21 protein-coding genes and 1 tRNA gene are annotated in these 22548 nt (G+C 64.3%); 1 reads left to right on the forward strand and 21 read right to left on the reverse strand.

Translation table 11 applies throughout. From position 1 onward, the window contains the following. Nucleotides 1-2: 2 nt before the first annotated feature. The 19 genes from nuoL to rlmE form a co-directional block, all read right to left on the reverse strand. Complete coding sequence (nuoL, locus tag C935_RS0110300) at nt 3-2012, reverse strand: NADH-quinone oxidoreductase subunit L (protein ID WP_018862417.1); 2010 nt, start codon at nt 2010-2012, stop codon at nt 3-5. A gap of 6 nt (nt 2013-2018) precedes the next feature. Continuing rightward, complete coding sequence (gene nuoK, locus C935_RS0110305; protein ID WP_012982131.1) at nt 2019-2324, reverse strand: NADH-quinone oxidoreductase subunit NuoK; 306 nt, start codon at nt 2322-2324, stop codon at nt 2019-2021. Nucleotides 2325-2427: 103 nt separating this feature from the next. Next, nucleotides 2428-3081, reverse strand: coding sequence for an NADH-quinone oxidoreductase subunit J (locus C935_RS0110310; protein WP_018862418.1), 654 nt, complete (start codon nt 3079-3081; stop codon nt 2428-2430). A 15-nt stretch (nt 3082-3096) separates the two neighbouring features. After that, entirely contained in the window at nt 3097-3585 is a 489-nt protein-coding gene (gene nuoI, locus C935_RS0110315; RefSeq protein WP_018862419.1) for an NADH-quinone oxidoreductase subunit NuoI, read from the reverse strand. A 10-nt stretch (nt 3586-3595) separates the two neighbouring features. Then, entirely contained in the window at nt 3596-4660 is a 1065-nt protein-coding gene (gene nuoH / locus C935_RS0110320) for an NADH-quinone oxidoreductase subunit NuoH (protein ID WP_018862420.1), read from the reverse strand. A 13-nt stretch (nt 4661-4673) separates the two neighbouring features. Beyond that, nucleotides 4674-7070 (reverse strand): NADH-quinone oxidoreductase subunit NuoG, encoded by a 2397-nt coding sequence (gene nuoG, locus C935_RS0110325; protein ID WP_018862421.1) that lies wholly within the window; start codon nt 7068-7070, stop codon nt 4674-4676. Between the two features lie 32 nt (nt 7071-7102). Then, nucleotides 7103-8383, reverse strand: a complete 1281-nt coding sequence (gene nuoF / locus C935_RS0110330; protein ID WP_018862422.1) for an NADH-quinone oxidoreductase subunit NuoF — start codon at nt 8381-8383, stop codon at nt 7103-7105. 1 nt (nt 8384) lies between these two features. Continuing rightward, nucleotides 8385-8915 (reverse strand): NAD(P)H-dependent oxidoreductase subunit E, encoded by a 531-nt coding sequence (gene nuoE, locus C935_RS0110335; RefSeq protein ID WP_018862423.1) that lies wholly within the window; start codon nt 8913-8915, stop codon nt 8385-8387. After that, a complete protein-coding gene (locus tag C935_RS0110340; protein WP_018862424.1) occupies nt 8915-10168 on the reverse strand; it encodes an NADH-quinone oxidoreductase subunit D in 1254 nt (417 codons plus the stop codon). The genes nuoE and C935_RS0110340 overlap by 1 nt, the downstream gene beginning before the upstream one ends. Further along, nucleotides 10161-10880 (reverse strand): NADH-quinone oxidoreductase subunit C, encoded by a 720-nt coding sequence (locus C935_RS0110345; protein ID WP_018862425.1) that lies wholly within the window; start codon nt 10878-10880, stop codon nt 10161-10163. Before C935_RS0110345 ends, C935_RS0110340 begins: the two co-directional genes overlap by 8 nt. Before the next feature lie 17 nt (nt 10881-10897). Then, complete coding sequence (locus C935_RS0110350) at nt 10898-11374, reverse strand: NADH-quinone oxidoreductase subunit B family protein (protein ID WP_012982122.1); 477 nt, start codon at nt 11372-11374, stop codon at nt 10898-10900. Further along, a complete protein-coding gene (locus tag C935_RS0110355; RefSeq protein WP_018862426.1) occupies nt 11365-11721 on the reverse strand; it encodes an NADH-quinone oxidoreductase subunit A in 357 nt (118 codons plus the stop codon). Before C935_RS0110355 ends, C935_RS0110350 begins: the two co-directional genes overlap by 10 nt. A gap of 263 nt (nt 11722-11984) precedes the next feature. Beyond that, nucleotides 11985-12069: transfer RNA gene (locus tag C935_RS0110360), tRNA-Leu, on the reverse strand. A 47-nt stretch (nt 12070-12116) separates the two neighbouring features. Beyond that, on the reverse strand, nt 12117-12497 hold the full coding sequence (gene secG / locus C935_RS0110365) for a preprotein translocase subunit SecG (RefSeq protein ID WP_018862427.1): 381 nt from the start codon (nt 12495-12497) through the stop codon (nt 12117-12119). Then, nucleotides 12494-13261 (reverse strand): triose-phosphate isomerase, encoded by a 768-nt coding sequence (tpiA, locus tag C935_RS0110370; protein WP_018862428.1) that lies wholly within the window; start codon nt 13259-13261, stop codon nt 12494-12496. The genes secG and tpiA overlap by 4 nt, the downstream gene beginning before the upstream one ends. A gap of 183 nt (nt 13262-13444) precedes the next feature. Continuing rightward, complete coding sequence (glmM, locus tag C935_RS0110375; RefSeq protein WP_018862429.1) at nt 13445-14785, reverse strand: phosphoglucosamine mutase; 1341 nt, start codon at nt 14783-14785, stop codon at nt 13445-13447. Nucleotides 14786-14820: 35 nt separating this feature from the next. Next, entirely contained in the window at nt 14821-15729 is a 909-nt protein-coding gene (folP, locus tag C935_RS0110380; RefSeq protein WP_026278763.1) for a dihydropteroate synthase, read from the reverse strand. Between the two features lie 89 nt (nt 15730-15818). Beyond that, nucleotides 15819-17768, reverse strand: a complete 1950-nt coding sequence (gene ftsH / locus C935_RS0110385; RefSeq protein WP_018862431.1) for an ATP-dependent zinc metalloprotease FtsH — start codon at nt 17766-17768, stop codon at nt 15819-15821. 44 nt (nt 17769-17812) lie between these two features. After that, nucleotides 17813-18439: a 23S rRNA (uridine(2552)-2'-O)-methyltransferase RlmE gene (gene rlmE, locus C935_RS0110390; protein WP_018862432.1), complete on the reverse strand. Its 627-nt coding sequence runs from the start codon at nt 18437-18439 to the stop codon at nt 17813-17815. A 73-nt stretch (nt 18440-18512) separates the two neighbouring features. Between rlmE and yhbY the strand changes: the two genes are divergently transcribed. After that, a complete protein-coding gene (gene yhbY, locus C935_RS0110395) occupies nt 18513-18812 on the forward strand; it encodes a ribosome assembly RNA-binding protein YhbY (protein WP_018862433.1) in 300 nt (99 codons plus the stop codon). A gap of 21 nt (nt 18813-18833) precedes the next feature. On the opposite strand, the gene greA is transcribed toward yhbY, so the two are convergent. Together greA and carB are read right to left on the reverse strand one after the other, a co-directional pair. Beyond that, nucleotides 18834-19313 (reverse strand): transcription elongation factor GreA, encoded by a 480-nt coding sequence (gene greA, locus C935_RS0110400; protein ID WP_018862434.1) that lies wholly within the window; start codon nt 19311-19313, stop codon nt 18834-18836. Then, nucleotides 19310-22543, reverse strand: a complete 3234-nt coding sequence (gene carB / locus C935_RS0110405; protein WP_018862435.1) for a carbamoyl-phosphate synthase large subunit — start codon at nt 22541-22543, stop codon at nt 19310-19312. The genes greA and carB overlap by 4 nt, the downstream gene beginning before the upstream one ends. Between the last annotated feature and the right edge of the window lie 5 nt (nt 22544-22548).

Raw genomic sequence — 22548 nt, forward strand, 5'->3', positions numbered from 1 at the left:
GCTCAGATCACGAAGGCGAACATCAGGACCAGCAGGCCGATGATCATCACGAACGCGTAGTGGTAGAGGAAACCGGACTGCATATGGCGGATGCGCGCCGAGATCCAGCCGACCGAGCGTGCGGTGCCGTTCACCAGCAGCCCGTCGATGATCAGCGCATCACCATAGCGCCACAGCGCGCGGCCCAGACGGACGGTCCCGCCCGCGAAGAACCAGTCATTGAAGCGGTCGAAGCCGTACTTGTCCTCGAGGATGCGTACGCCCAGCTTCAGCCGTTCGGCGATCACGCCCGGCAGCTCGGGCCGCTTCATGTACAGGTACCAGGCCGTGCCCAGGCCGGCCATCGCCAGCCAGAATGCGGGCAGCATCAGGCCATGCAACACGAAGCCGATCACGCCGGTGTAGGTCTCGCCTTTGGTGGCCAGCACATCCTGCTCCGGCAGCACGAACAGGCTATCAGCGAAGAAGTCGCCAAACAGCATCGGGCCGATGAAGTAGCCGGCCACCACCGACGGGATCGCCAGCAAGATTAGTGGCACCGTCACCACCCACGGCGATTCCTTCGGTTGCAACGGGCCGTGGTGATGATCGTCGCCGTGCTCGTCGTCGTGGTCATCACCATGGTCGGGCATATACTTGTGCGCCTGGTCATAGCGCTCCTCGCCATGGAAGACGAGGAAGAACATGCGGAAGGTGTACAGCGCGGTCACGAACACCCCGGCCAGGACCAGCCAGTAGGCAAAGGTCGCCCCCGGAATCTCGGAGTAGCCGACCGCCTCGATGATCGCGTCCTTGGAGAAGAACCCGGAGAAGAACGGGAAGCCGATCAGCGCCAGCGAGCCGATCAGCGCGGTCGCATAGGTAATCGGCATGTGCCGGCGCAGCCCGCCCATCGCGCGCATGTCCTGCAGGTGGTGCATCGCGATGATCACCGAGCCCGCGGCCAGGAACAGCAGCGCCTTGAAGAAGGCATGCGTCATCAGGTGGAACAGACCGGCGGCATAGGCGGAGGCGCCCAGCGCCACGGTCATGTAGCCCAGTTGCGACAGCGTCGAATAGGCCACCACTCGCTTGATGTCGTTCTGGACGAGCCCGATCAGGCCCATGAAGAACGCGGTGATCGCCCCGATGATCAGGATCATCGACAGCGCCGGCACGGAGAACTCGTACAGCGGCGACATACGCGCCACCATGAAGATGCCCGCGGTCACCATGGTCGCCGCGTGGATCAGCGCGGAGATCGGGGTCGGGCCTTCCATGGAGTCCGGCAGCCAGACGTGCAACGGCACCTGGGCGGATTTACCCATCGCGCCGATGAACAGGAAGATCAGCGCCAGATCCAGCAGGCCGAAGGTCCAGCCCGGCCAGATGGTGATGGTCGCCTCGCTCATCGACTGGCCTTCGGCGAACACATCGGCGTAGTTCAGGCTGCCGGTGTAGAAGACCAGCGCGGCGATCCCGATCAGGAAGCCGAAGTCCCCCACGCGGTTCACGATGAACGCCTTCATGTTGGCGTAGATGGCGGTCGGGCGCTTGTACCAGAAGCCGATCAGCAGGTAGGAAACCAGCCCCACGGCCTCCCAGCCGAAGAACAGCTGCATGAAGTTGTTCGCCATCACCAGCATCAGCATCGAGAAGGTGAACAGCGAGATGTAGGCAAAGAAGCGCTGGTAGCCCGGATCGTCCTGCATGTAGCCGATGGTGTAGATGTGCACCATCAGCGAGACGAAGGTGACGACCAGCATCATCAGCGCGGTCAGGTTGTCGACCAGGAACCCGACCTCGAACTGGATGCCGTCGGAGACCATCCAGGTATAGACCGTCTCGTTGTAGACCCCGGCATCGCCGAACACATGGGCCCAGAAGACCACCACGGACAGGATGAACGAGATCGCCACCCCGAGGATGGTGACGCTGTGCGCCCCGGCGCGGCCGATCTGACGGCCAAACAGGCCGGCGATGATCGCGCCGAACAGCGGCGCCAGGACGATCAGTAGATAGATGGTATCCATGGCCCGTTATCCCTTCATTGCGTCCAGATCCTGGACGTTGATGGTTCCGCGATTACGGAACAGCAACACCAGGATGGCGAGGCCGATGGCCGCCTCGGCCGCGGCGACGGTCAGGATGAAGAACACGAACACCTGGCCCGCGAGGTCCTGCAGGAAGAACGAAAAGGCAATGAAGTTGATGTTCACCGCGAGCAGCATCAGCTCGATGCACATCAACAGCACGATCACGTTTTTCCGGTTCAGGAAGATCCCGGCCACACTGATCGAAAACAACAGCGCGGCCAGCACCAGGTAGTGCTCTAGCGTAATCATGTTCTAGCCCTGAGTTCTTTCGGGGGCGGCATCCGCCCCCGGTGTCCGGGTCCCGACCTCTGGCCGGAATGCCTAGTTACTCGGATTGTCTATTTCCGGATTGCTATTTCGACGGGTCGTCCTGCTCCCCTTCCGCGTCGCCGCCCTGGGCACCACGACGCGGCGACTTCTTCTTCTCGGAGGGCATGGAGACCATGCGCACCCGACCCTCGCGCGAGACCGCCATCTGCTGGCCCGGATCGATCGACTTGTTGTCCGGGCGCTTGCGCATGGTCAGCGAGATCGCCGCGATGATCGCGACCAGCAGGATCACGGCCGCGATCTCGAACGGATAGACGTATTCGGTGTAGAGGATCGCGCCCAGCGCCTCGGTGTTGGCGTATTCCGGCCCGGCACGCTCCGGCACATCCATTGTGATGTAGCGGGTGATCACGGCTACCAGCACAACCGACATCGCAACCGCGACCACGATGCCCACCGGCAGATATTCGGTGAAGCCCTCACGCAGCTTGGCCAGGTTGATATCAAGCATCATCACCACGAACAGGAACAACACCATGACCGCGCCGACATAGACCAGCACCAGCACGATGCCGAGGAACTCGGCCTCCGCCAGGAGCCAGATCGCGGCCGCAGCGAAAAAGCACAGCACGAGGAACAGGGCCGCGTGTACCGGGTTGCGCACGCTGATCATCGCCAGTGCGCCGCCCAGCAGGATCGCGCCGAAGAGGTAGAAAAGAAGCAGCTCGAAGGTCATGGGGCGTTCCCTGCGTTACCGGTACGGGGCGTCGACCGCGCGGGCCTCGGCGATCTCTTTCTCGAAGCGGTCACCAATGGCCAGGAGCTTGTCCTTGGTCATGATCTGCTCGCCCCGGTTTTCGAAGTGGTACTCGAAGATGTGCGTCTCGACGATGGAATCCACCGGGCAGGCCTCCTCGCAGAAGCCGCAGAAGATGCACTTGAACAGGTCGATGTCGTAGCGCGTGGTACGACGCGTACCATCCGCGCGTTCCTCGGACTCGATGGTGATCGCCAACGCCGGGCAGACGGCCTCGCACAGCTTGCAGGCGATGCAGCGCTCCTCGCCGTTCGGATAGCGGCGCAGGGCGTGCAGGCCCCGGAAGCGCGGCGACATCGGGGTCTTCTCGTCCGGGTACTGCACAGTGAACTTCCGGCTCAGCAGGTAACGCCCGGTCAGGCGCAGACCCAGCAGCAGCTCAAAGAACAGAAAACTCTTCAGGTAACGGCGCAACGCTTTCATGACGAACTCCTCAGGCGAACCACGGGCCGACGTTGAATGCGACCAGCACGCCCTCGACAAACAGCCAGAGGATGGTCACCGGGATCAGAACCTTCCAGCCCAGACGCATGATCTGGTCATAGCGATACCGGGGGAAAGTGGCGCGGAACCACAAGAAGGCAAACAGGAACACGGCCGTCTTGAACAGGAACCAGTGGATACCGTGACCCAGCAGCGCACCGATGACCGGCAGGTCAAAAGCCGCTTGCGGCAGGATCCCCTGGAACGGCGACAGCCAGCCACCGAGGAACAGGATCGCGACCAGTGCCGAGATCAGGATCATGTTCGCGTACTCGGCCAGGAAGAACACGGCAAAGGCCATGCCCGAGTACTCGACGTGGAAACCGGCGACGATCTCGGACTCGCCCTCGGCCACGTCGAACGGGGCACGGTTGGTCTCGGCGATCCCGGAGATGAAATACACAAAGAACAGCGGCAGCAGCGGCAGCAGGAACCAGTGGTATATGCTGCCGGACTGCGCCTCGACGATACCGCCGACATTCAGTGTGCCGGCAGCCATCAGCACGCCCACCAGGGCGAAGCCCATCGCAATTTCGTAGGACACCAGCTGTGCGGCCGAACGCAGCGAGCCCAGCAGCGCGTACTTCGAGTTCGAGGCCCAGCCGGCGATGATGATGCCGTACACGCCCAGCGAAGTCAGGGCCAGCAGGTACAACAGACCGGCATTCACATCGGCCAGGGCTCCGCCCTCGAAAAACGGGATCACCGCCCAGGCCGCCAGTGCCGGGGCAATGGTCAGCACCGGGGCACTGAGGAACAGGAAGCGGTTGGCATTGGTCGGGAGGATGACCTCCTTGGTCAACAGCTTCAGCGCATCCGCGATCGGCTGCAGCCAGCCGCGCGGGCCCACCCGGTTCGGCCCCACGCGCACGTGGGCATAGCCGATGACCTTGCGCTCGGCGAAGGTCGTGTAGGCGACGGCCAGCATCAGCGGGATCACGATCAGCTGAATGCCGATCAGGATCTGCATCACCGTCGGCAGGCTGCTGTAGAGGTTCATCATCCAGTCGAACATGTCTTACGTTCCCTCAGGCACGCGCGAGCGTGACCGTGGCGTTCGGGGCGCCCAGCCGGCCCATGGCCGTCGAGCCCGCAAAGGTCACCGCCAGGCCCACCGGCACGGCGTCGTCCAGAATCAGGGTCAGCTCCGTCTCGGCGCCGTCCTGGCGCAGTTTCACGCGCGACCCCGTATCAAGCCCGCCAGCCGACTCCGGATGCACCATCACGCACTCGGCCAGCCGACCCTCGGGGCTGGTTTGCAGCGGCTCGGCGCGGCGCACCAGGGCATCGGTGCTGTAGAGCCCAGCGGCCTGCACGCGATACAGGTCTCCTTGTATCGGCTCCGGCATGGCCAACTGGGCCTTGTTCATGTTGACCGCGGTATCGAAGCTGGCCGCCGCGAGCAGGCCCTTCAGCTCGTCCCGCACGGCACGCGAGTCCAGATAGTCCATGCCGCGTTGATCCAGCAGATTGCCCAGCACACGCCAGACCTTCCAGCCGGGGCGAACGTCTTCCGGCGCACGGGCTGCGGCACGATAGCTTTGCCAGCGACCCTCGACATTCACGAAGGTGCCGGAATTCTCGAAGCTGGTCGCGACCGGCAGCAGGACATCGGCCACGGCTTCCATGTCGGCGCTGGCAAACGCGGACAACGCCACGACGAATCCCGCCTTTTCCAGCGTGGCCCGCAATGCGACCGGGTCCGCCCCGTCGTGCCCGGGCTCGATCCCGGCAATCACGAATGCCTCGCGACCCTCGGCGATCATTTCGGCAGCGTTGTTGCCGGTGGACTCGACCTCGCCCCCGGCAGGACCGCGGTGCGGCAGCACCCCGGCCAGCCAGGCCCCCGCGGCATTGGCACCTGCCGGCAGGTAGCCCAAACGGGCACCGGTATGCTTGGCGATCCAGCCCGCCAGGGCGCGCAAGGTGCCAAAGGCGGGTCCGTGGATCGCGACCTGACCGAGCAGGACATGTCCCTGTTTCCCTTCCAGCAGCGATTTCGCAATGTGCTCGAAGGCGGCACGCGTGTCGGCATCCCGGCTCTCGGCGTCCTTGACGATTTTTTCCAGCTTTTTCGGCAGCGACTTGCCGGCAGCGGCGATTTGCCCGGCGACGCCCGCCAGGGCCATTACCTGGTCGCGCTCGTGGCCAACCAGCTGGGCCTGGACGGGATAGGTCAGGTCGAGCAGCATGTCGTTAATCAGACTGACCCGCGCCCCGCGCGAGGCCGCCTTGCGCAGACGATGGGCCAGCAGCGGCTGCTCGCGGCGCGGATTGCAGCCGACCAGCAGCACCGCGTCAGCATCCTCGAGATCACCGATCGCCACGCCCAGATAGGGGAACAGCGGTGCGGCCGACTCGTCGGAGAAGTCGACCTGGTCCAGCCGGTGATCGATGTCGACGACCCCCATCCCGCGCAGAACCTTCTGCGCCAGGTAGTGCTCTTCCACCGACAGCGACGGCGACAGCAGCGCGCCGATACGCTCGGGGGCGATCTCCTTCAGCCCCTCGACCGCATAGCTCAGCGCCGTCTCCCAGGAGACATCCTGCCACTGGCCGTCCACCTTCATGCGCGGACAGGTCAGGCGGTCCTCGGCATACAGGCCGGTGTAGCTGAAGCGATCCCGGTCGGAGATCCAGGTCTCGTTGACCGCCTCGTTGTCACGCGGCACCACGCGCATCGCACGTCCGTCGTAAGTATGCAGGTAGAGATTGGAGCCGACCGCGTCGTGCGGGGCGATCGTGGCGGCCTGCGACAGCTCCCAGGCACGCGCGGTGTAGCGCGACGGCTTGGCGGTCAGCGCACCGACCGGGCACAGGTCGATCACGTTGCCGGACAGCTCGTGGGCCACGGTCTTCTCGACATAGGTGCCGATGCGCATGTGCTCGCCACGCCCGGTCGCGCCCAGCTCGCGCACCCCGGCGATCTCTTCGCCAAAGCGCACGCAGCGGGTGCAGTGGATGCAGCGGGTCATCTCGGTCTCGATCAGCGGCCCGATGTCCTTGTCCTTGACCACGCGCTTGGCTTCGGTGTACTTGGATACACTGTCGCCGTAGCCCATGGCCACGTCCTGGAGCTCGCACTCGCCGCCCTGGTCGCAGATCGGGCAGTCCAGCGGATGGTTGATCAGCAGGAATTCCATGGTCCCCTTCTGCGCGCGCAGCGCCAGCGGAGACTGGGTGTAGACCTTCATCCCGTCCATGACCGGGGTCGCGCAGGCGGGCAGCGGCTTGGGCGCCTTCTCCACCTCGACCAGACACATACGGCAGTTCGCCGCCACCGACAGCTTCTTGTGGTAGCAAAACCGCGGAATGCGGATATCGGCATCGTCCGCCACGTCGATCAGCATGGCGCCCTTGGGCGCCTCGATCGTACGGCCGTCAATCTCGATGCTGACCAGATCCTGCTTCTGATCCTGACTCATGCTCGATTCCTGCTGCGGATGCGCGGAGGGCGTCAGGCGGCGTCTGCCACCGGACTCCGACCGTGCTGGATGTAGTATTCGAATTCGTGGCGGAAATGCTTGACGAAGCTGCGCACCGGCATCGCGGCGGCATCGCCCAGGGCGCAGATGGTGTGCCCCTCGATCTTGCTGGCCACGTCGTCCAGGCGTTCCAGGTCCTCGGGACGGCCCTGCCCCTCCACGATGCGGGTCAGCATGCGATAGAGCCAGCCGGTCCCCTCGCGGCAGGGCGTGCACTGACCGCAGGACTCGGAGAAGTAGAACCGCGAGATGCGCTGCAGGGCCTTGACCATGTCGGCGGTCTCGTCCATCACGATCACCGCGCCGGAGCCCAGCATGGACCCGGCCTGGGCGATGGAGTCGAAGTCCATGTTGGCCTTCAGCATCACGTCACCCGGCACCACCGGCACCGACGACCCGCCGGGAATCACGGCCTTCAGCTTGCGCCCGTTCAGCACGCCGCCGGCCATTTCCAGCAGATCCTTGAACGGCGTGCCCAGCGCGATCTCGAAGTTGCCCGGATTGTTCACGTGCCCGGAGACGGAGAACAGCTTCTCGCCACCGGACTTCGGCACCCCCAGATCGGCGAACCACTGCCCGCCGTTGCGGATGATGGCCGGTATCGAGGCCAGGGACTCGGTGTTGTTGATGGTGGTCGGCTTGCCGTAGAGGCCAAAGTTGGCCGGGAACGGCGGCTTGAAACGCGGCTGGCCCTTCTTGCCTTCCAGGGACTCGAGCAGTGCTGTCTCCTCGCCGCAGATGTAGGCCCCGGCTCCCAGCGACGGGTAGAGATCGAAATCGACCCCGGAGCCGAAGATGTCCTTGCCCAGGTAACCGTTCGCGTAGGCTTCGTCCAGCGCGGCCATGAAGCGGGTGTTGACCTCGTCCATGAACTCGCCGCGCATGTAGTTGTAGCCCACCGTCGCGCCAATCGCGTAGCCGGCGATCGCCATGCCCTCGATCAGGGCATGCGGGTTGTACATCAGGATTTCGCGGTCCTTGCAGGTGCCCGGCTCGGACTCGTCCGAGTTGCAGACGATGTACTTCTGCCCCGGGGTGTTGCGCGGCATGAAGGACCACTTGAGCCCGGTCGGGAAGCCCGCCCCGCCGCGGCCGCGCAGGTTGGAGGTCTTGACCTCCTCGATCACGTCCTCGGGGGCCATCTTGCCCTTGTAAACCTTCTCCAGCGCCTGGTAGCCGCCGACGCTCTTGTAGGTCTCGAGCGAGGCCGGATCGTCCAGGTAGCGGGTCGCAAAGCAGATCTGGTTGGCCATGCTACTTCTCCAGACCGTCGAGAATCTCGTCCACCTTCTCGGGGGTGAGATTCTCGTAGTAGACGTGATCTACCTGCATCATCGGGGCGCCACAGCAGGCCGCCAGGCACTCCTCTTCCATCTTCAGGTAGAACTTGCCGTCCGGCGTGCTCTCACCAAGCTTGATGCCGAGACGTTTCTCCAGGTGCTCGATGATCTGTTCCGAGCCGCGCAGCATGCAGGAGATGTTGTTGCACACCATGATGGTGTGCTTCCCAACCGGTTCCAGCGAATACATGGAGTAGAACGAGCCGACCTCGTAGACCGCGATTGCCGGCAAATCGAGATACTCGGCCACAGCGTCCATCTTCGCGGTGGAGAGGTAGCCATCCTCGTGCTGAACCGCACGCAGGGCAGCCAGTACCGCGGAGCGCTTCTGGTCGTCCGGGTAGCGCGCCAGCCAGGTATCGATCTCCTCGCGCTCGTGTTCGCTGAGCTCCACCTGCTTGCCGGCGGGCTTGTGGAAGGCGACGGTTTTCTGTTCGGCAGCCATCAGCGGTCGATCTCCCCGAATACGATGTCCTGTGTCCCGATGATCGCGACCACATCGGCCAGCATGTGGCCGCGCGCCATCTCGTCCAGCGCGGACAGGTGCACAAAGCCCGGCGGACGGACCTTCAGGCGATAGGGCTTGTTGGAACCATCCGAGACGAGGTACACGCCGAACTCGCCCTTCGGATGCTCCACTGCGGCATAGGCCTCGCCTTCCGGCAGGCACATCCCCTCGGTGAACAGCTTGAAGTGGTGGATCAGGGCCTCCATGTCGGCCTTCATCTCCTCGCGCTTGGGCGGGGTGATCTTGTGATCCTCCAGCAGCACCGGACCCGGGTTCTGGCGCAGCCAGTCCACACACTGGCGGATGATGCGGTTGGACTGGCGCATCTCCTCGATGCGCACCAGGTAGCGGTCATAGCAGTCGCCGTTGGCGCCGACCGGAATATCGAAATCGAGCCGGTCATAGACCTCGTAGGGCTGCTTCTTGCGCAGATCCCACTCGATGCCGGAGCCGCGCAGCATCGGGCCGGTAAAGCCCAGTTGCATGGCACGTTCGGGGTCGACCACCCCGATACCCACGGTGCGCTGCTTCCAGATACGGTTGTCGGTCAACAGAGTCTCGTACTCGTCCACGCACCCCGGGAAACGCTCGGTAAACGCCTCAATGAAGTCCAGCAGCGAGCCCTGACGAATCCTGTTCAGGTCATCCACGACGTCCTGGGACTTCCACGAAGACGGCTGGTACTGCGGCATCGTACTCGGCAGGTCGCGCGCAACGCCGCCTGGGCGATAGTAGGTCGCGTGCATCCGCGCACCCGAGACCGCCTCGTAGCAGTCCATCAGGTCTTCGCGCTCGCGGAAGGCATACAGGAACACCGCCATCGCGCCGATATCCAGCGCGTGCGCGCCCAGCCACATCAGGTGATTGAGGATGCGGGTGATCTCGTCGAACATCACCCGGATGTACTGCGCTCGCAGCGGGGCCTCGATCTGGAGCAGCTTTTCCATCGCGAGCACATACCCGTGCTCATTGGCCATCATCGACACGTAGTCGAGGCGGTCCATGTAGCCGATGGACTGATTGTACGGTTTGCTCTCGGCGAGCTTTTCGGTGCCGCGGTGGAGCAGACCGATATGCGGATCGGCACGCTGGACGACCTCGCCATCCATCTCCAGCACCAGGCGCAGCACGCCGTGGGCAGACGGATGCTGCGGCCCGAAGTTCAGGGTGAAGTTGCGAATCTCAGGCATTCTCGGCTCCTTCGCCCGGCTTCTCGCCCTCGCTGTAGCGATGGTCGTCGCGGATCACCTTGGGCACCAGCACGCGCGGCTCGATCGTCACGGGCTGGTAGAGCACGCGTGCCTGCTCGGCGTCGTAGCGCATCTCGACATGTCCGATCAGCGGGAAATCCTTGCGGAACGGATGCCCGACGAAGCCGTAGTCGGTAAGGATGCGGCGCAGGTCCGGATGTCCGGAAAACAGGATGCCGAACAGGTCAAAGGCCTCGCGCTCGAACCAGTTGGCCGAGGCCCAGACCTCCACCAGCGACTCGACCTCGGGGAATTCGTCATCCGCCAGCCAGGCGCGCATGCGCAGACGGCGATTGTGCTGGATCGACAGCAACTGCACGGCCACGGTAAAGCGCGGCCCGTCCCAAAGGCTGTCTTCCGGCGCATCGTCGAAGGTGAAGCGCCCGGAGGTGGCCGGCTCGACCCCGCGGGAGAAACCCGTGTTGGTCGCGGACTCGGTGCCCCACTCGTCCTGGCCATACTCGAGGTAGTCGACCCCACACAGGTCAATCATGATCTCGAAACCGAACGTGTCGCGCAGCTTCTCGGCGGCCTCGCGCCACGACTCCGGCCGGATGTCGACGGTGACCTCGTCATAGGCCTCCGTGATCGTCTCCAGGGCGTCGCCCAGTTCCGCCCGCAGGGCGTCGATCCAGTTGTCTTGTTCAGCCATCTGAAACCCCGGGTGCGTCAGCGCGCGATGGTGTTCGTGCGCCGGATCTTGTTCTGCAGCTGGATGATGCCGTAGAGCAGTGCCTCGGCCGTTGGCGGACAGCCCGGCACGTAGACATCCACCGGCACGATGCGGTCGCACCCGCGCACCACGGCATAGGAGTAGTGGTAGTAGCCGCCGCCATTCGCGCAGGAACCCATCGAGATCACCCAGCGCGGCTCGGGCATCTGGTCGTATACCTTGCGCAGCGCCGGGGCCATCTTGTTGACCAGCGTGCCGGCCACGATCATCACGTCGGACTGGCGCGGGCTGGGCCGGAAGATGATCCCGAAGCGGTCGAGGTCATAGCGCGCGGCACCGGCGTGCATCATCTCCACCGCGCAGCAGGCCAGGCCGAAGGTCATCGGCCACAGAGAACCGGTACGGGCCCAGTTGATGAGCTTGTCAGCCGAGGTGGTGACAAAGCCCTTTTCAAGAACGCCTTCTATTCCCATTCCAGCGCCCCCTTCTTCCACTCGTAAATGAACCCAACGACCAGAATGAGCAAAAACACGGCCATCGCAAGAAGCCCGAACAGGCCAATGGCATCCAGCGATACCGCCCACGGGAAGAGAAAGGCGATCTCGAGATCAAAAATAATGAACAGGATCGCGACCAGGTAGAAGCGCACGTCGAACTTCAGCCGCGAGTCCTCGAAGGCCTCGAAGCCACATTCGTATGGCGAGTTCTTCGCGGCATCGGGCTTGCGCGGCCCGACGGCCATCCCGACCACCAGCGGCACGATGCCGATCACGACGCCCACTGCGATGAACAGCAGGATGGGTAGATAACCTTCCAGCATGTCTCTCTCCCGTACACCGCCCTCGGGCGGGTCGGTTCGCAGGGTGCCGCGTGGATCCGGCGCGTCCGCGAGCCGTTCTAGCGTTGCTGGTTGAATGCGCCGGCAGGTGGCCACCTCGATGGACGAGGCCGGGGCGCATACCGGGCACGGAGTCTAGGTGAACCGTAAAAACGGTGTCAAGTGTTTGTTATTTTATAAGTTACTGATTTTGCTCTATTTTGGCTCAAGACGCCATTCTCGAACGACGCCGCAAGCCTTTGAAATGGTGCAGATGGTGGGACTCGAACCCACACGGCTTTCGCCACTACCCCCTCAAGATAGCGTGTCTACCAATTCCACCACATCTGCGCGAGACCTGGGGAAACGCTGTTCAGTGTTTCCCTAGAACCGGCCTATTATTCCGGCACGTCGGCCGGGCGATCCGGCGCCGGGGCATCCTGATCATCTTCCTGCGGCACCGTTCCCGGCACGCCTTCCGGGATATCACCCTCTTCCTGCATCTCCTGGGCCTCGAGTTGATCCATCAGGCTTTCGGCCTGCGGGGTCGAAGAGGCGAGGTAGGCCAGCGTCAAGCTGTTCGCGAAGAAGACCACGGCCAGAAAGGCCGTCGAGCGACTCAGGAAGTTGGCCGAGCCGCGGGCACCGAACACGGTTGCGGACGCGCCGCTGCCGAAGGCGGCACCGGCGTCGGCGCCCTTGCCATGCTGCATCAGCACGAGGGCGATCAGGGCGATCGAGACCGCGACCTGAACGACCAGAAGCAACCCATAGATCATGCCGCGACCCGCTCGCCCGCTGCACGGGCGATCGCGGTGAACCCATCGGCGTCCAGCGAGGCACCGCCGATCAGCCCACCGTCGATGTCTTCCAGCGCCAGCAGACCCGCAGCATTGTCAGCCTTCATGCTGCCGCCATAGAGAATGCGCAGATCCGCGGCCACACGCGGGTCACGGCCCGCCACCCGATTGCGGATGAAGGCGTGAACTTCCTGCGCCTGCTCGGGCGTCGCGGTCAGACCGGTACCGATCGCCCAGACGGGCTCGTAGGCAATCACGGCCCGATCAAAGGCTTCAATGCCCGCCGCGTCGAGCACCGCGTCCAGCTGTTCGGACACGACCGACTCGGTGCGCCCGCCTTCACGGTCACTCTTCTGTTCGCCGACACACAGGATCGGGGTCAGTCCGGCGGCCTGGGCGGCAATAAACTTCGCCGCCACCCCTTCGCTGGTCTCGTTCTGACGTTCGCGACGCTCGGAATGCCCGACGATCACGTAGCGGCAGCCCACCTCGGCCAGCATGGACCCGGCGAGCTCGCCGGTATAGGCGCCCTTCTCCTGATCCGAGCAGTCCTGCGCACCGACCTCGATCACGCTGCCCGACAGGGTCTCGGCGATCTCGGCCAGGTAGACGGCGGGCGGACACACCGCAACATCGACACCCTGCAGGTCACCCAGACTGCCCTTCAGGGCCGACAGGAGGGCGCCGTTCGCTTCACGCGAACCGTTCATCTTCCAGTTACCGGCGACCAGCGGCTTGCGCATGCGGATCTTCCTCCTGCGAGAACGGTCGGATCCGCGCGGATACACGGAGTCCGATCATGATGATTAGAGCGGCGGGATGTTACCGGCGCACCCGGTGCAAATCAACCAAGCCCGGCACTGGGCGAACCGGCGATGGAGCCCCGGATGCACGGCCAACGGCTGGCCGGCACCCAAAGACCGGGATCAAACGGCGGCGCGGATACTGTCGGCAATTCGCTCGGCGGCCAGACGGGTAACGCCTTCGTCCTCGGCTTCGACCATCACGCGCACCAGCGGCTCGGTGCCGGAGGGCCGCAGGAGCACTCGCCCGTGCGTACCCAGCTCCGCCTCCACCGCGGCGACCTCGGAACGCACGGCAGGCGCCTCGAGACAGCCATTGGCCTTACCCGCGACCGGGACGTTCACGAGGCACTGCGGCAGCTTCGGGATGCTGGCCGCGAGTTCCGCGAGCGAGCAGCCGGTGCGATGCATCAGGTGGGCCACCTGCAACGCCGCAACGGTCCCGTCACCTGTGGTCGTGTGTTCGAGGCAGACGATATGCCCGGATCCTTCCCCGCCCAGCATCCAGGCCCGCTGACGCAGTTCCTCGAGCACATAGCGGTCGCCCACCTTCGCGCGGACAAACGGGATCCCGTGTTCACCCAGGGCATTCTCGAGCCCCAGGTTGGTCATCAGAGTACCGACCACGCCACCCTGGAGCAGGCCCGACTGCTGGCGATCGAGGGCGAGAATCCCCAGGATCTGGTCGCCATCGACCACGCTGCCGTTCGCATCCGCGAGGATCACGCGGTCACCGTCGCCGTCAAGGGCAATCCCGAGGTCGGCCCCGGAGGCCTTCACCTGCTCGGCCATGACCTCCGGGTACAGGGCGCCCACGCCGGCATTGATGTTGTAGCCATCCGGACGGGCACCCAGCACCTCGACTTCGGCCCCCAGTTCCTCGAATACCGGCGGGGCGACGTTGTAGGTTGCACCATGGGCACAATCGACCACGACGCGCAGGCCGCGCAGCTCGGAGCGCGCCGGGATCGCGCTCTTACAGAACTCGATGTAGCGCCCGGCCGCATCCGCGATACGGACGGCTTTGCCAAGATGCGCCCCGTCCACCGAGCGTTGCGGCTCTTCCAGCCGCGCCTCGATGGCCTCTTCCACCGCATCGGCGAGCTTGTCGCCCTCCGGGGTGAAGAACTTGAAGCCGTTATCGTGAAACGGGTTGTGGGACGCGCTGATCACGACGCCGGCGGTCGCACGGAAGGTGCGGGTGAGATAGGCCACCGCGGGTGTCGGCATCGGCCCCAGCAGGGCCACATCCAGTCCCGCGGCCGACAACCCTGCCTGCAACGCCGACTCGAACATATACCCCGAGACCCGGGTGTCCTTGCCCACCAGCACCGGACCCTGACGCTGGGCCCGCGCGCCCAGCACCTCGCCCACCGCATAGCCCAGACGCAGCGCGAACTCGGGCGTCATCGGCCAGTCGCCTGTACGCCCTCGAATCCCGTCGGTACCGAAATAACGCCCCATGCCGGTCACTTCTCCTTGAAATCAAACCTTTCGCATCACGAACCGCCGGGATCGCTTCCCGTTCGCGGTGTTAAGGAAACACTGAACAATGCGGAGTATAGCGCCAGCGCATCGTGTGTCCCTGCGACGTCGTGCACACGCAGCACACGCGCACCGGCCTGCGCGGCCAATAGCGCGGCAATCGCGGAACCGGCATCACGTTCCTGCACCGGACGATCGCCCATCAGGGCCCCGATCATCGACTTGCGCGACACCCCCACCAGCAGTGGCGACCCGAGCTCGGCCAGCACGGGCAACGCGTGGAACAGCGCCAGGTTGTGCTCCAGCGTCTTGCCGAACCCGAAGCCCGGATCCAGCAGCAACTGCTCGCCTGGAACGCCCGCCCGCACCAACGTCTCGCGCCGATCGCGCAGAAACTCGCCGACCTCTTGTGCGACGTCGTCGTAGTGCGGGGCCTGCTGCATGGACTGCGGTTGCCCCTGCATGTGCATCGCGCACAGGGCCACGCCCTGCTCGCGAGCGGCTGCGACCGCGGCCTCCCAGGCCCCCTCGGCGCGAAACCCGTTGACGTCGTTCAGCAGCGTGGCCCCGGCCGCCACGGCCTCGCGCATCAGTTCCGGTTTCATCGTGTCCACCGACAGGGGCACGTCGAGTTCCGCGGACAACGCCTCGACGACGGGCAATACTCGGCGCCGTTCCTCGTCCAGCGCCACCGGCTGCGCCCCCGGACGCGTCGACTCGCCCCCGATATCGATCAGGTGGGCGCCCTGCTCCACCATTGCACGGGCGTGCGCCAGCGCCTGCTCCACGTGCTGATGGGACCCGCCATCGGAGAACGAGTCGGGCGTGACATTCAGGATGCCCATGATTCGCGGACGATCCAGCGCCAGCCGGTGCCTTCCGCAGCGCAGGACCGCAGTCGTGCCTTGCGTATCCGTGCCCATGTGTCTTGCCTCCCCGCCAAATGAAAAGGCCGCCAGAGAAACCCTGGCGGCCCATGGTGGCCCGATACCACCCCGTTGATACGCCCCAGTCAGGACTGCGGGGCAGGCCCGCCGACGACGCCCTTGCTGTCGTCGTCCTCGCGTCCATCATCGGAATCGGCGACGGACTCGTCGTTCGCCTGCGGCGACCCACCGGAACCGCTGTCGCTGTCCCAGTCCGCCGGCTCACGGGGATCGCGTCCGGCCATGATGTCCTCGATCTGCTTGTCATCGATGGTCTCGTACTTCATCAGGGCCTTGGCCATCGCGTGCAGCTTGTCGAGATTGTCCAGCAGGATCTGCTTCGCATTCTGGTAGTTGGTGTCGATGATCCGGCGCACCTCGGCATCGATCTGACGCGCGGTCTCGTCGGACATGGGCTTGGATTTGCCCATCTGTCCCCCCAGGAACGGGTGCCCTTCCTCTTCGCCGTAATCCAGCGGGCCCAGCTTCTCGGACAACCCCCACTTGGTCACCATGTTGCGGGCGATCTGGGTGGCGCGCTCGATGTCGTTGGAGGCACCGGTGGTCACCTTGTCGTCACCAAAGATGATCTCTTCCGCCAGGCGCCCGCCGAACAGACTTGCCAACTGGCTCTCCAGCCGGGTCTTGGAATGGCTGTAGCGGTCTTCTTCGGGCAGGAACATGGTCACGCCCAGGGCGCGTCCACGCGGGATGATACTGACCTTGTAGACCGGGTCGTGCTCGGGGACGGTGAGTCCGACGATCGCGTGCCCCGCCTCGTGGTACGCGGTCAGCTTCTTCTCGTCCTCGGACATCACCATGGACTTGCGCTCGGCGCCCATCATGATCTTGTCCTTGGCGCGCTCGAAGTCGCTCATATCCACCAGGCGCTTGCCGGCCCGGGCCGCAAACAGGGCCGCCTCGTTGACCAGGTTGGCCAGGTCCGCGCCCGAGAAGCCGGGCGTACCACGCGCGATCAGGTCCGGACGCACGTCGTCGGCGATCGGCGTCTTCTTCATGTGGACCTTGAGGATCTGTTCGCGGCCCCTGACATCCGGCGGCGGCACCACAACCTGGCGATCGAAACGTCCCGGACGCAGGAGTGCGGGGTCGAGCACGTCCGGACGGTTGGTCGCGGCGATGACGATCACGCCCTCCGTACCTTCGAAGCCGTCCATCTCGACCAGCAACTGGTTCAGGGTCTGCTCGCGTTCGTCGTGACCGCCGCCCATGCCGGCGCCACGCTGGCGCCCCACCGCATCGATCTCGTCGATGAAGATGATGCAGGGGGCGTGCTTCTTGGCCTCCGAGAACATGTCACGCACGCGCGAAGCGCCCACCCCCACGAACATCTCCACGAAATCGGAACCGGAGATGCTGAAGAACGGCACCTTGGCCTCGCCGGCGATGGCCTTGGCCAGCAAGGTCTTGCCGGTACCGGGCGAACCCACCATCAGTACGCCACGCGGGATCTGGCCACCCAGCTTCTGGAACTTGGACGGGTCGCGCAGAAAATCGACCAGTTCGGAGACCTCGTCCTTCGCCTCGTCGCAGCCGGCCACGTCACCGAAAGTGACCTTTACCTGGTCCTCGGACATCAGCTTGGCCTTGGACTTGCCGAAGGACATCGCCCCGCGACCGGCGCCACCGCCACCCTGCATCTGGCGCATGAAGTAGATCCACACGGCGATCAGCAGCAGCATCGGGAACCAGGAGATCAGGATGCTCATCAGTAGCGAGCGCTCGCCATCCTCCTGCGCATTGATCTCCACATTGTTCTGCAGGAGATCACCGATCAGGCCGGTGTCGTTGGGATTGACCGTGGTGAAGCGCTGACCCTCGATGGTCTGGCCGCGGATCTTGTCGCCCTCAATGGTGACGCTGTCGATACGGCCGCCCTGCACATCCCGGATGAACTCGGAATAGGTAATACTCCGCACATCCTGCTGCTGTTGCGGGCTGAAGTTGTTGAACACCGACATCAGGACGATCGCGATGACCGCCCAGATGATCAAATTCTTGGCCAGACCGTTCAAAACGACACCTCGAAAAACTTTACCAACGTGGATTCCTGCGAGCTTTACACATCCCGAGGGCCGCGCGCCAATACGTACACTTCGCGTGACCGTGGGCGCGAGGCTTGCGGTTTGCGCACCTGCACCTTCTCGAACCGACGCCGCACCTCGGCCAGATAGGCGTCCGATCCCTCGCCCTGAAACAACTTGACCAGCATCGCACCCCGAGGGTTCAGCACATCGCAAGCCAGCTCCAGCGCCAGCTCGCACAGATGGATCGAGCGCGGCTGATCGATGGCGTCCGTACCGGTAAGGTTGGGGGCCATATCGGAAAGCACAAGGTCCGCGCGCTGTCCGTCCAGCGCGTCCAGGATCGCTTCCAGGACCGCATCTTCACGAAAATCACCGGTGATGATCGTGGCACCGGGCACCGGGTCCATCGGCAGGATGTCGGAGGCCACCAATACGCCCTTACGGCCAATCTTCTGCGCGGCATATTGCGTCCAGCCACCCGGCGCCGCACCCAGATCCACTACGCGCATGCCGGGTTTGAGCAACCGATCACGTTCGTCGAGCTCCTGCAGCTTGTAGACGGCGCGACCGCGATAGCCCTCCTGCTGCGCCTGCTGTACGTACGGGTCGTCGAAGTGTTCCTTCAGCCAGCGCTGGCTGGAACGGCTACGCTTGGGCACCGGGGTTCTCCTGGGTCAAACACGCGATCCACGTGCTACACTTTCCGCGTTTCAACACCGAATCGACTCCCACGTGAATCTGACCGACGCGCAACGCCGCCACCTGCGCAGCCTCGCCCATCCGCGCAAGCCCATCGTGACCATCGGCCGCAACGGCCTGACGGACTCGGTGATCAAGGAGCTGGAACAGGCACTGGCGCATCACGAACTGGTCAAGATCAAGGTCAATATCGGCGACCGCGAGGCCCGCAATGGCACCGTCGAGGCCGTGTGCGAACGCACGAATGCGGCACTGGTCCAGCGAATCGGCTTTGTGGCGACCCTGTTCCGGCGCAATCCGGACGAGCACAAGGTCACCCTCGACCCGGCCTGACCGCGCACGCAGGCCGCTGCGTCAATTGACGTAGCGCACTTCCAGGATCTCGTACTCCGTCTCTCCGCCCGGCGCCTGTACGGTCACGACGTCACCCTCTTCCTTTCCGATCAGCGCGCGCGCGATCGGCGAGGACACCGAAATCATGTTGTTCTTGATGTCGGCCTCGTCCTCGCCCACGATCTTGTAGGTCACCTGGCGACCGTCCTCGGTCGCCTCAAGCACCACGGTGGTGCCGAATACCACCTTGCCGGTCTGCGGCAGGGCCGTGACGTCGATGATCTGGGCGTTGGAGAGCTTGCCTTCCAGTTCGCGAATGCGCCCCTCGATAAAGCTCTGCTGCTCACGCGCGGCATGGTATTCGGCGTTCTCCTTCAGGTCGCCGTGTTCGCGCGCCTCGGCGATTGCATTGACCACCCGCGGGCGATCCTCGCCCTTCAGCTTTTTCAGCTCCGCCTTCATCTTCTCGGCGCCGGTTACGGTCAGCGGGGTCTTGTTCATGCGCTTTTCCCTCCGAGATTCTCCTGGTGGAGGTCCTGCAGCCGGAACACGTCGTTCGCCCCCAGATGATCCAGGGCCTGCACCGTGGCCTTGGCCCCGGCGATGGTGGTGGTATAACCCACCTTGTGCATCAACGCCTCACGGCGAATGGTGTAGGAGTCGGAGGTCGACTGCTTGCCCTCCACGGTATTGATGATGAAGCTGATCTCATCGTTCTTGATCATGTCGACGATGTGCGGGCGGCCCTCGGTCACCTTGTTCACGCGCGTGACCGCGATGTCGGCATCCTCCAGGATCTTGGCCGTGCCACGGGTCGCCAGGACCTCGAAGCCCAGCTCCACCAGGCGCCGGCCCACCTCGGCCACATGGGGCTTGTCGATCTCGCGCACGGAGACGAAGGCCTTGCCGGTGGAAGGCAGCAGCACGCCCGCACCCAGCTGGCTCTTGGCAAAGGCCTCGGCGAAACTGCGGCCGACCCCCATCACCTCGCCGGTGGACTTCATCTCCGGGCCCAGGATCGGGTCCACGCCCTGGAACTTGGCGAACGGGAACACCGATTCCTTCACCGAATAGTAGTCGGGGTAGACGGCGTCACCCACGCCCTGCTCGGGCAGGGTCTGCCCGGCCATGCAGCGCGCGGCGATCTTGGCCAGCGGCCGTCCGACGGCCTTGGACACATACGGCACCGTGCGCGAGGCGCGCGGATTCACCTCCAGCACGTAGATGTCATCGCCCTTGATCGCGAACTGGGTGTTCATCAGGCCGACGACCTTCAGCCCCAGCGCCATCTTGCGTACCTGCTCGACCATCTCGTCCTGCAGTTCCATTGACAGCGAGAACGGCGGCAGCGAACAGGCGGAGTCGCCCGAATGCACACCGGCCTGCTCGATGTGCTCCATGATCCCGCCGATGATCACGTTCTCGCCATCCGAGATCGCGTCGACATCGACCTCGATCGCGTCGTCCAGAAAGCGGTCCAGCAGCACCGGCGCATCATTGGAGACGGACACCGCGTTCTGCATATAGCTACGCAGATCCTCGCGGTCCCGCACGATCTCCATCGCGCGGCCACCGAGTACGTAGGACGGGCGCACCACGAGGGGATAGCCGATCTCGTCAGCCAGCTTCTCCGCCTCTTCCTCGCTGCGTGCGGTGCGGTTGGGCGGCTGCTTGAGGCCAAGCTTGTGCAACAGGGCCTGGAAACGTTCACGGTCCTCGGCCAGATCGATCGAGTCCGGGCTGGTGCCGATGATCGGTACGCCGGCCGCCTCGAGATCCCGCGCGAGCTTCAACGGGGTCTGTCCGCCGTACTGCACGATCACGCCCATCGGCTTCTCGGTCTCGACGACCTCCAGCACGTCCTCCAGGGTCAGCGGCTCGAAATAAAGCCGGTCGGAGGTGTCGTAGTCGGTGGAGACGGTCTCCGGGTTGCAGTTGACCATGATGGTCTCGTAGCCGTCCTCGCGCATGGCGAGTGCGGCATGCACGCAGCAGTAGTCGAACTCGATACCCTGGCCGATTCGGTTCGGCCCGCCGCCCAGGACCATGATCTTCTGCTTGTCGGTCGGCTCCGCCTCGTTCTCCTCCTCGTAGGAGGAGTACATGTAGGCGGTGGTGGTCGCGAACTCGGCCGCACAGGTATCCACCCGCTTGTACACGGGGCGAACACCCAGCTTGTGACGCTGCTTGCGCACGGCCTTCTCGGTCTCGTTGAGAAGCTTCGCCAGGCGCAGGTCGGAGAAGCCGCGCTGCTTCACGCGATACATCTCCTCGGCCGAGATATCACCCAGGATGCGGTCCTTGAGGCCCTTCTCGACGTCCACCAGCTCCTGGATCTGCGCCAGGAACCAGGGGTCGATCGCGGTCAGGTCGAAGATGTCCTGGATCGAGAAGCCGGCGCGGAAGGCATCGGCCACGTACAGCACCTGGTCGGGGCTGGGGTTGGCGAGCTTCGTGCGCAGCTGATCGACGACATCGTCGGCCGCCAGGTCGATACGCTCGTCGAGACCGTCCATGCCCGTTTCCATCGAACGCAGCGCCTTCTGGAACGACTCCTGAAAGGTGCGGCCGATGGCCATCGCCTCGCCGACCGCCTTCATCTGCGTGGTCAGCCGCGCCTCGGCCTGCGGGAATTTCTCGAAGGTGAAGCGCGGGATCTTGGTGACCACATAGTCAATGGACGGCTCGAACGAGGCCGGGGTCAGCCCGCCGGTGATTTCGTTCTTCAGCTCGTCGAGGGTGTAGCCCACCGCCAGCTTGGCCGCGACCTTGGCGATCGGGAAACCGGTCGCCTTGGAGGCCAGCGCCGAGGAGCGTGACACCCGCGGGTTCATCTCGATCACGATCATGCGCCCGTTCTCCGGGTTGATCGCGAACTGCACGTTGGAGCCGCCGGTCTCCACACCGATCTTGCGCAGCACCGCCAGCGAGGCGTCGCGCATGATCTGGTATTCCTTGTCGGTCAGGGTCTGCGCCGGGGCCACGGTGATCGAGTCCCCGGTGTGGATGCCCATCGGGTCCAGGTTCTCGATGGAGCAGATGATGATGCAGTTGTCCGCCTTGTCGCGGACCACCTCCATCTCGAACTCCTTCCAGCCAAGCGCCGATTCCTCCAGCAGCACCTGGTTCACCGGCGAAAGGTCGAGCCCGTTCTTGACGATGTACTCGAACTCCTCGCGGTTGTATGCGATACCGCCGCCCGAGCCGCCGAGGGTGAACGACGGCCGGATAATCACCGGGAAGCCGATCTTCGGCTGGATCTCCTGTGCCTCTTCCCAGGAATGCGCGAGCATCGCGGTCGGGGTATCGAGGCCGATATCGGCCATCGCCGCCTTGAAGTGATCGCGGTCCTCGGCCATGTCGATCGCCGCCTCGTTGGCGCCGATCATCTCCACCCCGAACTTCTTGAGCACGCCTTCGTTCGACAGATCCAGCGCACAGTTCAGCGCGGTCTGCCCGCCCATGGTCGGCAGGATCGCATCCGGCCGCTCCTTCTCGATGATCTGGGCGACGGTTTGCCATTCCACCGGCTCGATGTAGGTGGCATCCGCCATCTCCGGGTCGGTCATGATCGTCGCCGGGTTGGAGTTCACCAGGATCACCCGGTAGCCCTCCTCGCGCAGGGCCTTGCAGGCCTGGGCGCCGGAGTAGTCGAACTCGCAGGCCTGGCCGATCACGATCGGGCCGGCCCCGAGGATCAGGATGCTCTGGATGTCAGTACGCTTGGGCATGTGAC

Source organism: Thioalkalivibrio sp. ALJ3 (assembly GCF_000377205.1).
In the GTDB taxonomy this organism is placed as follows: Bacteria; Pseudomonadota; Gammaproteobacteria; order Ectothiorhodospirales; family Ectothiorhodospiraceae; genus Thioalkalivibrio.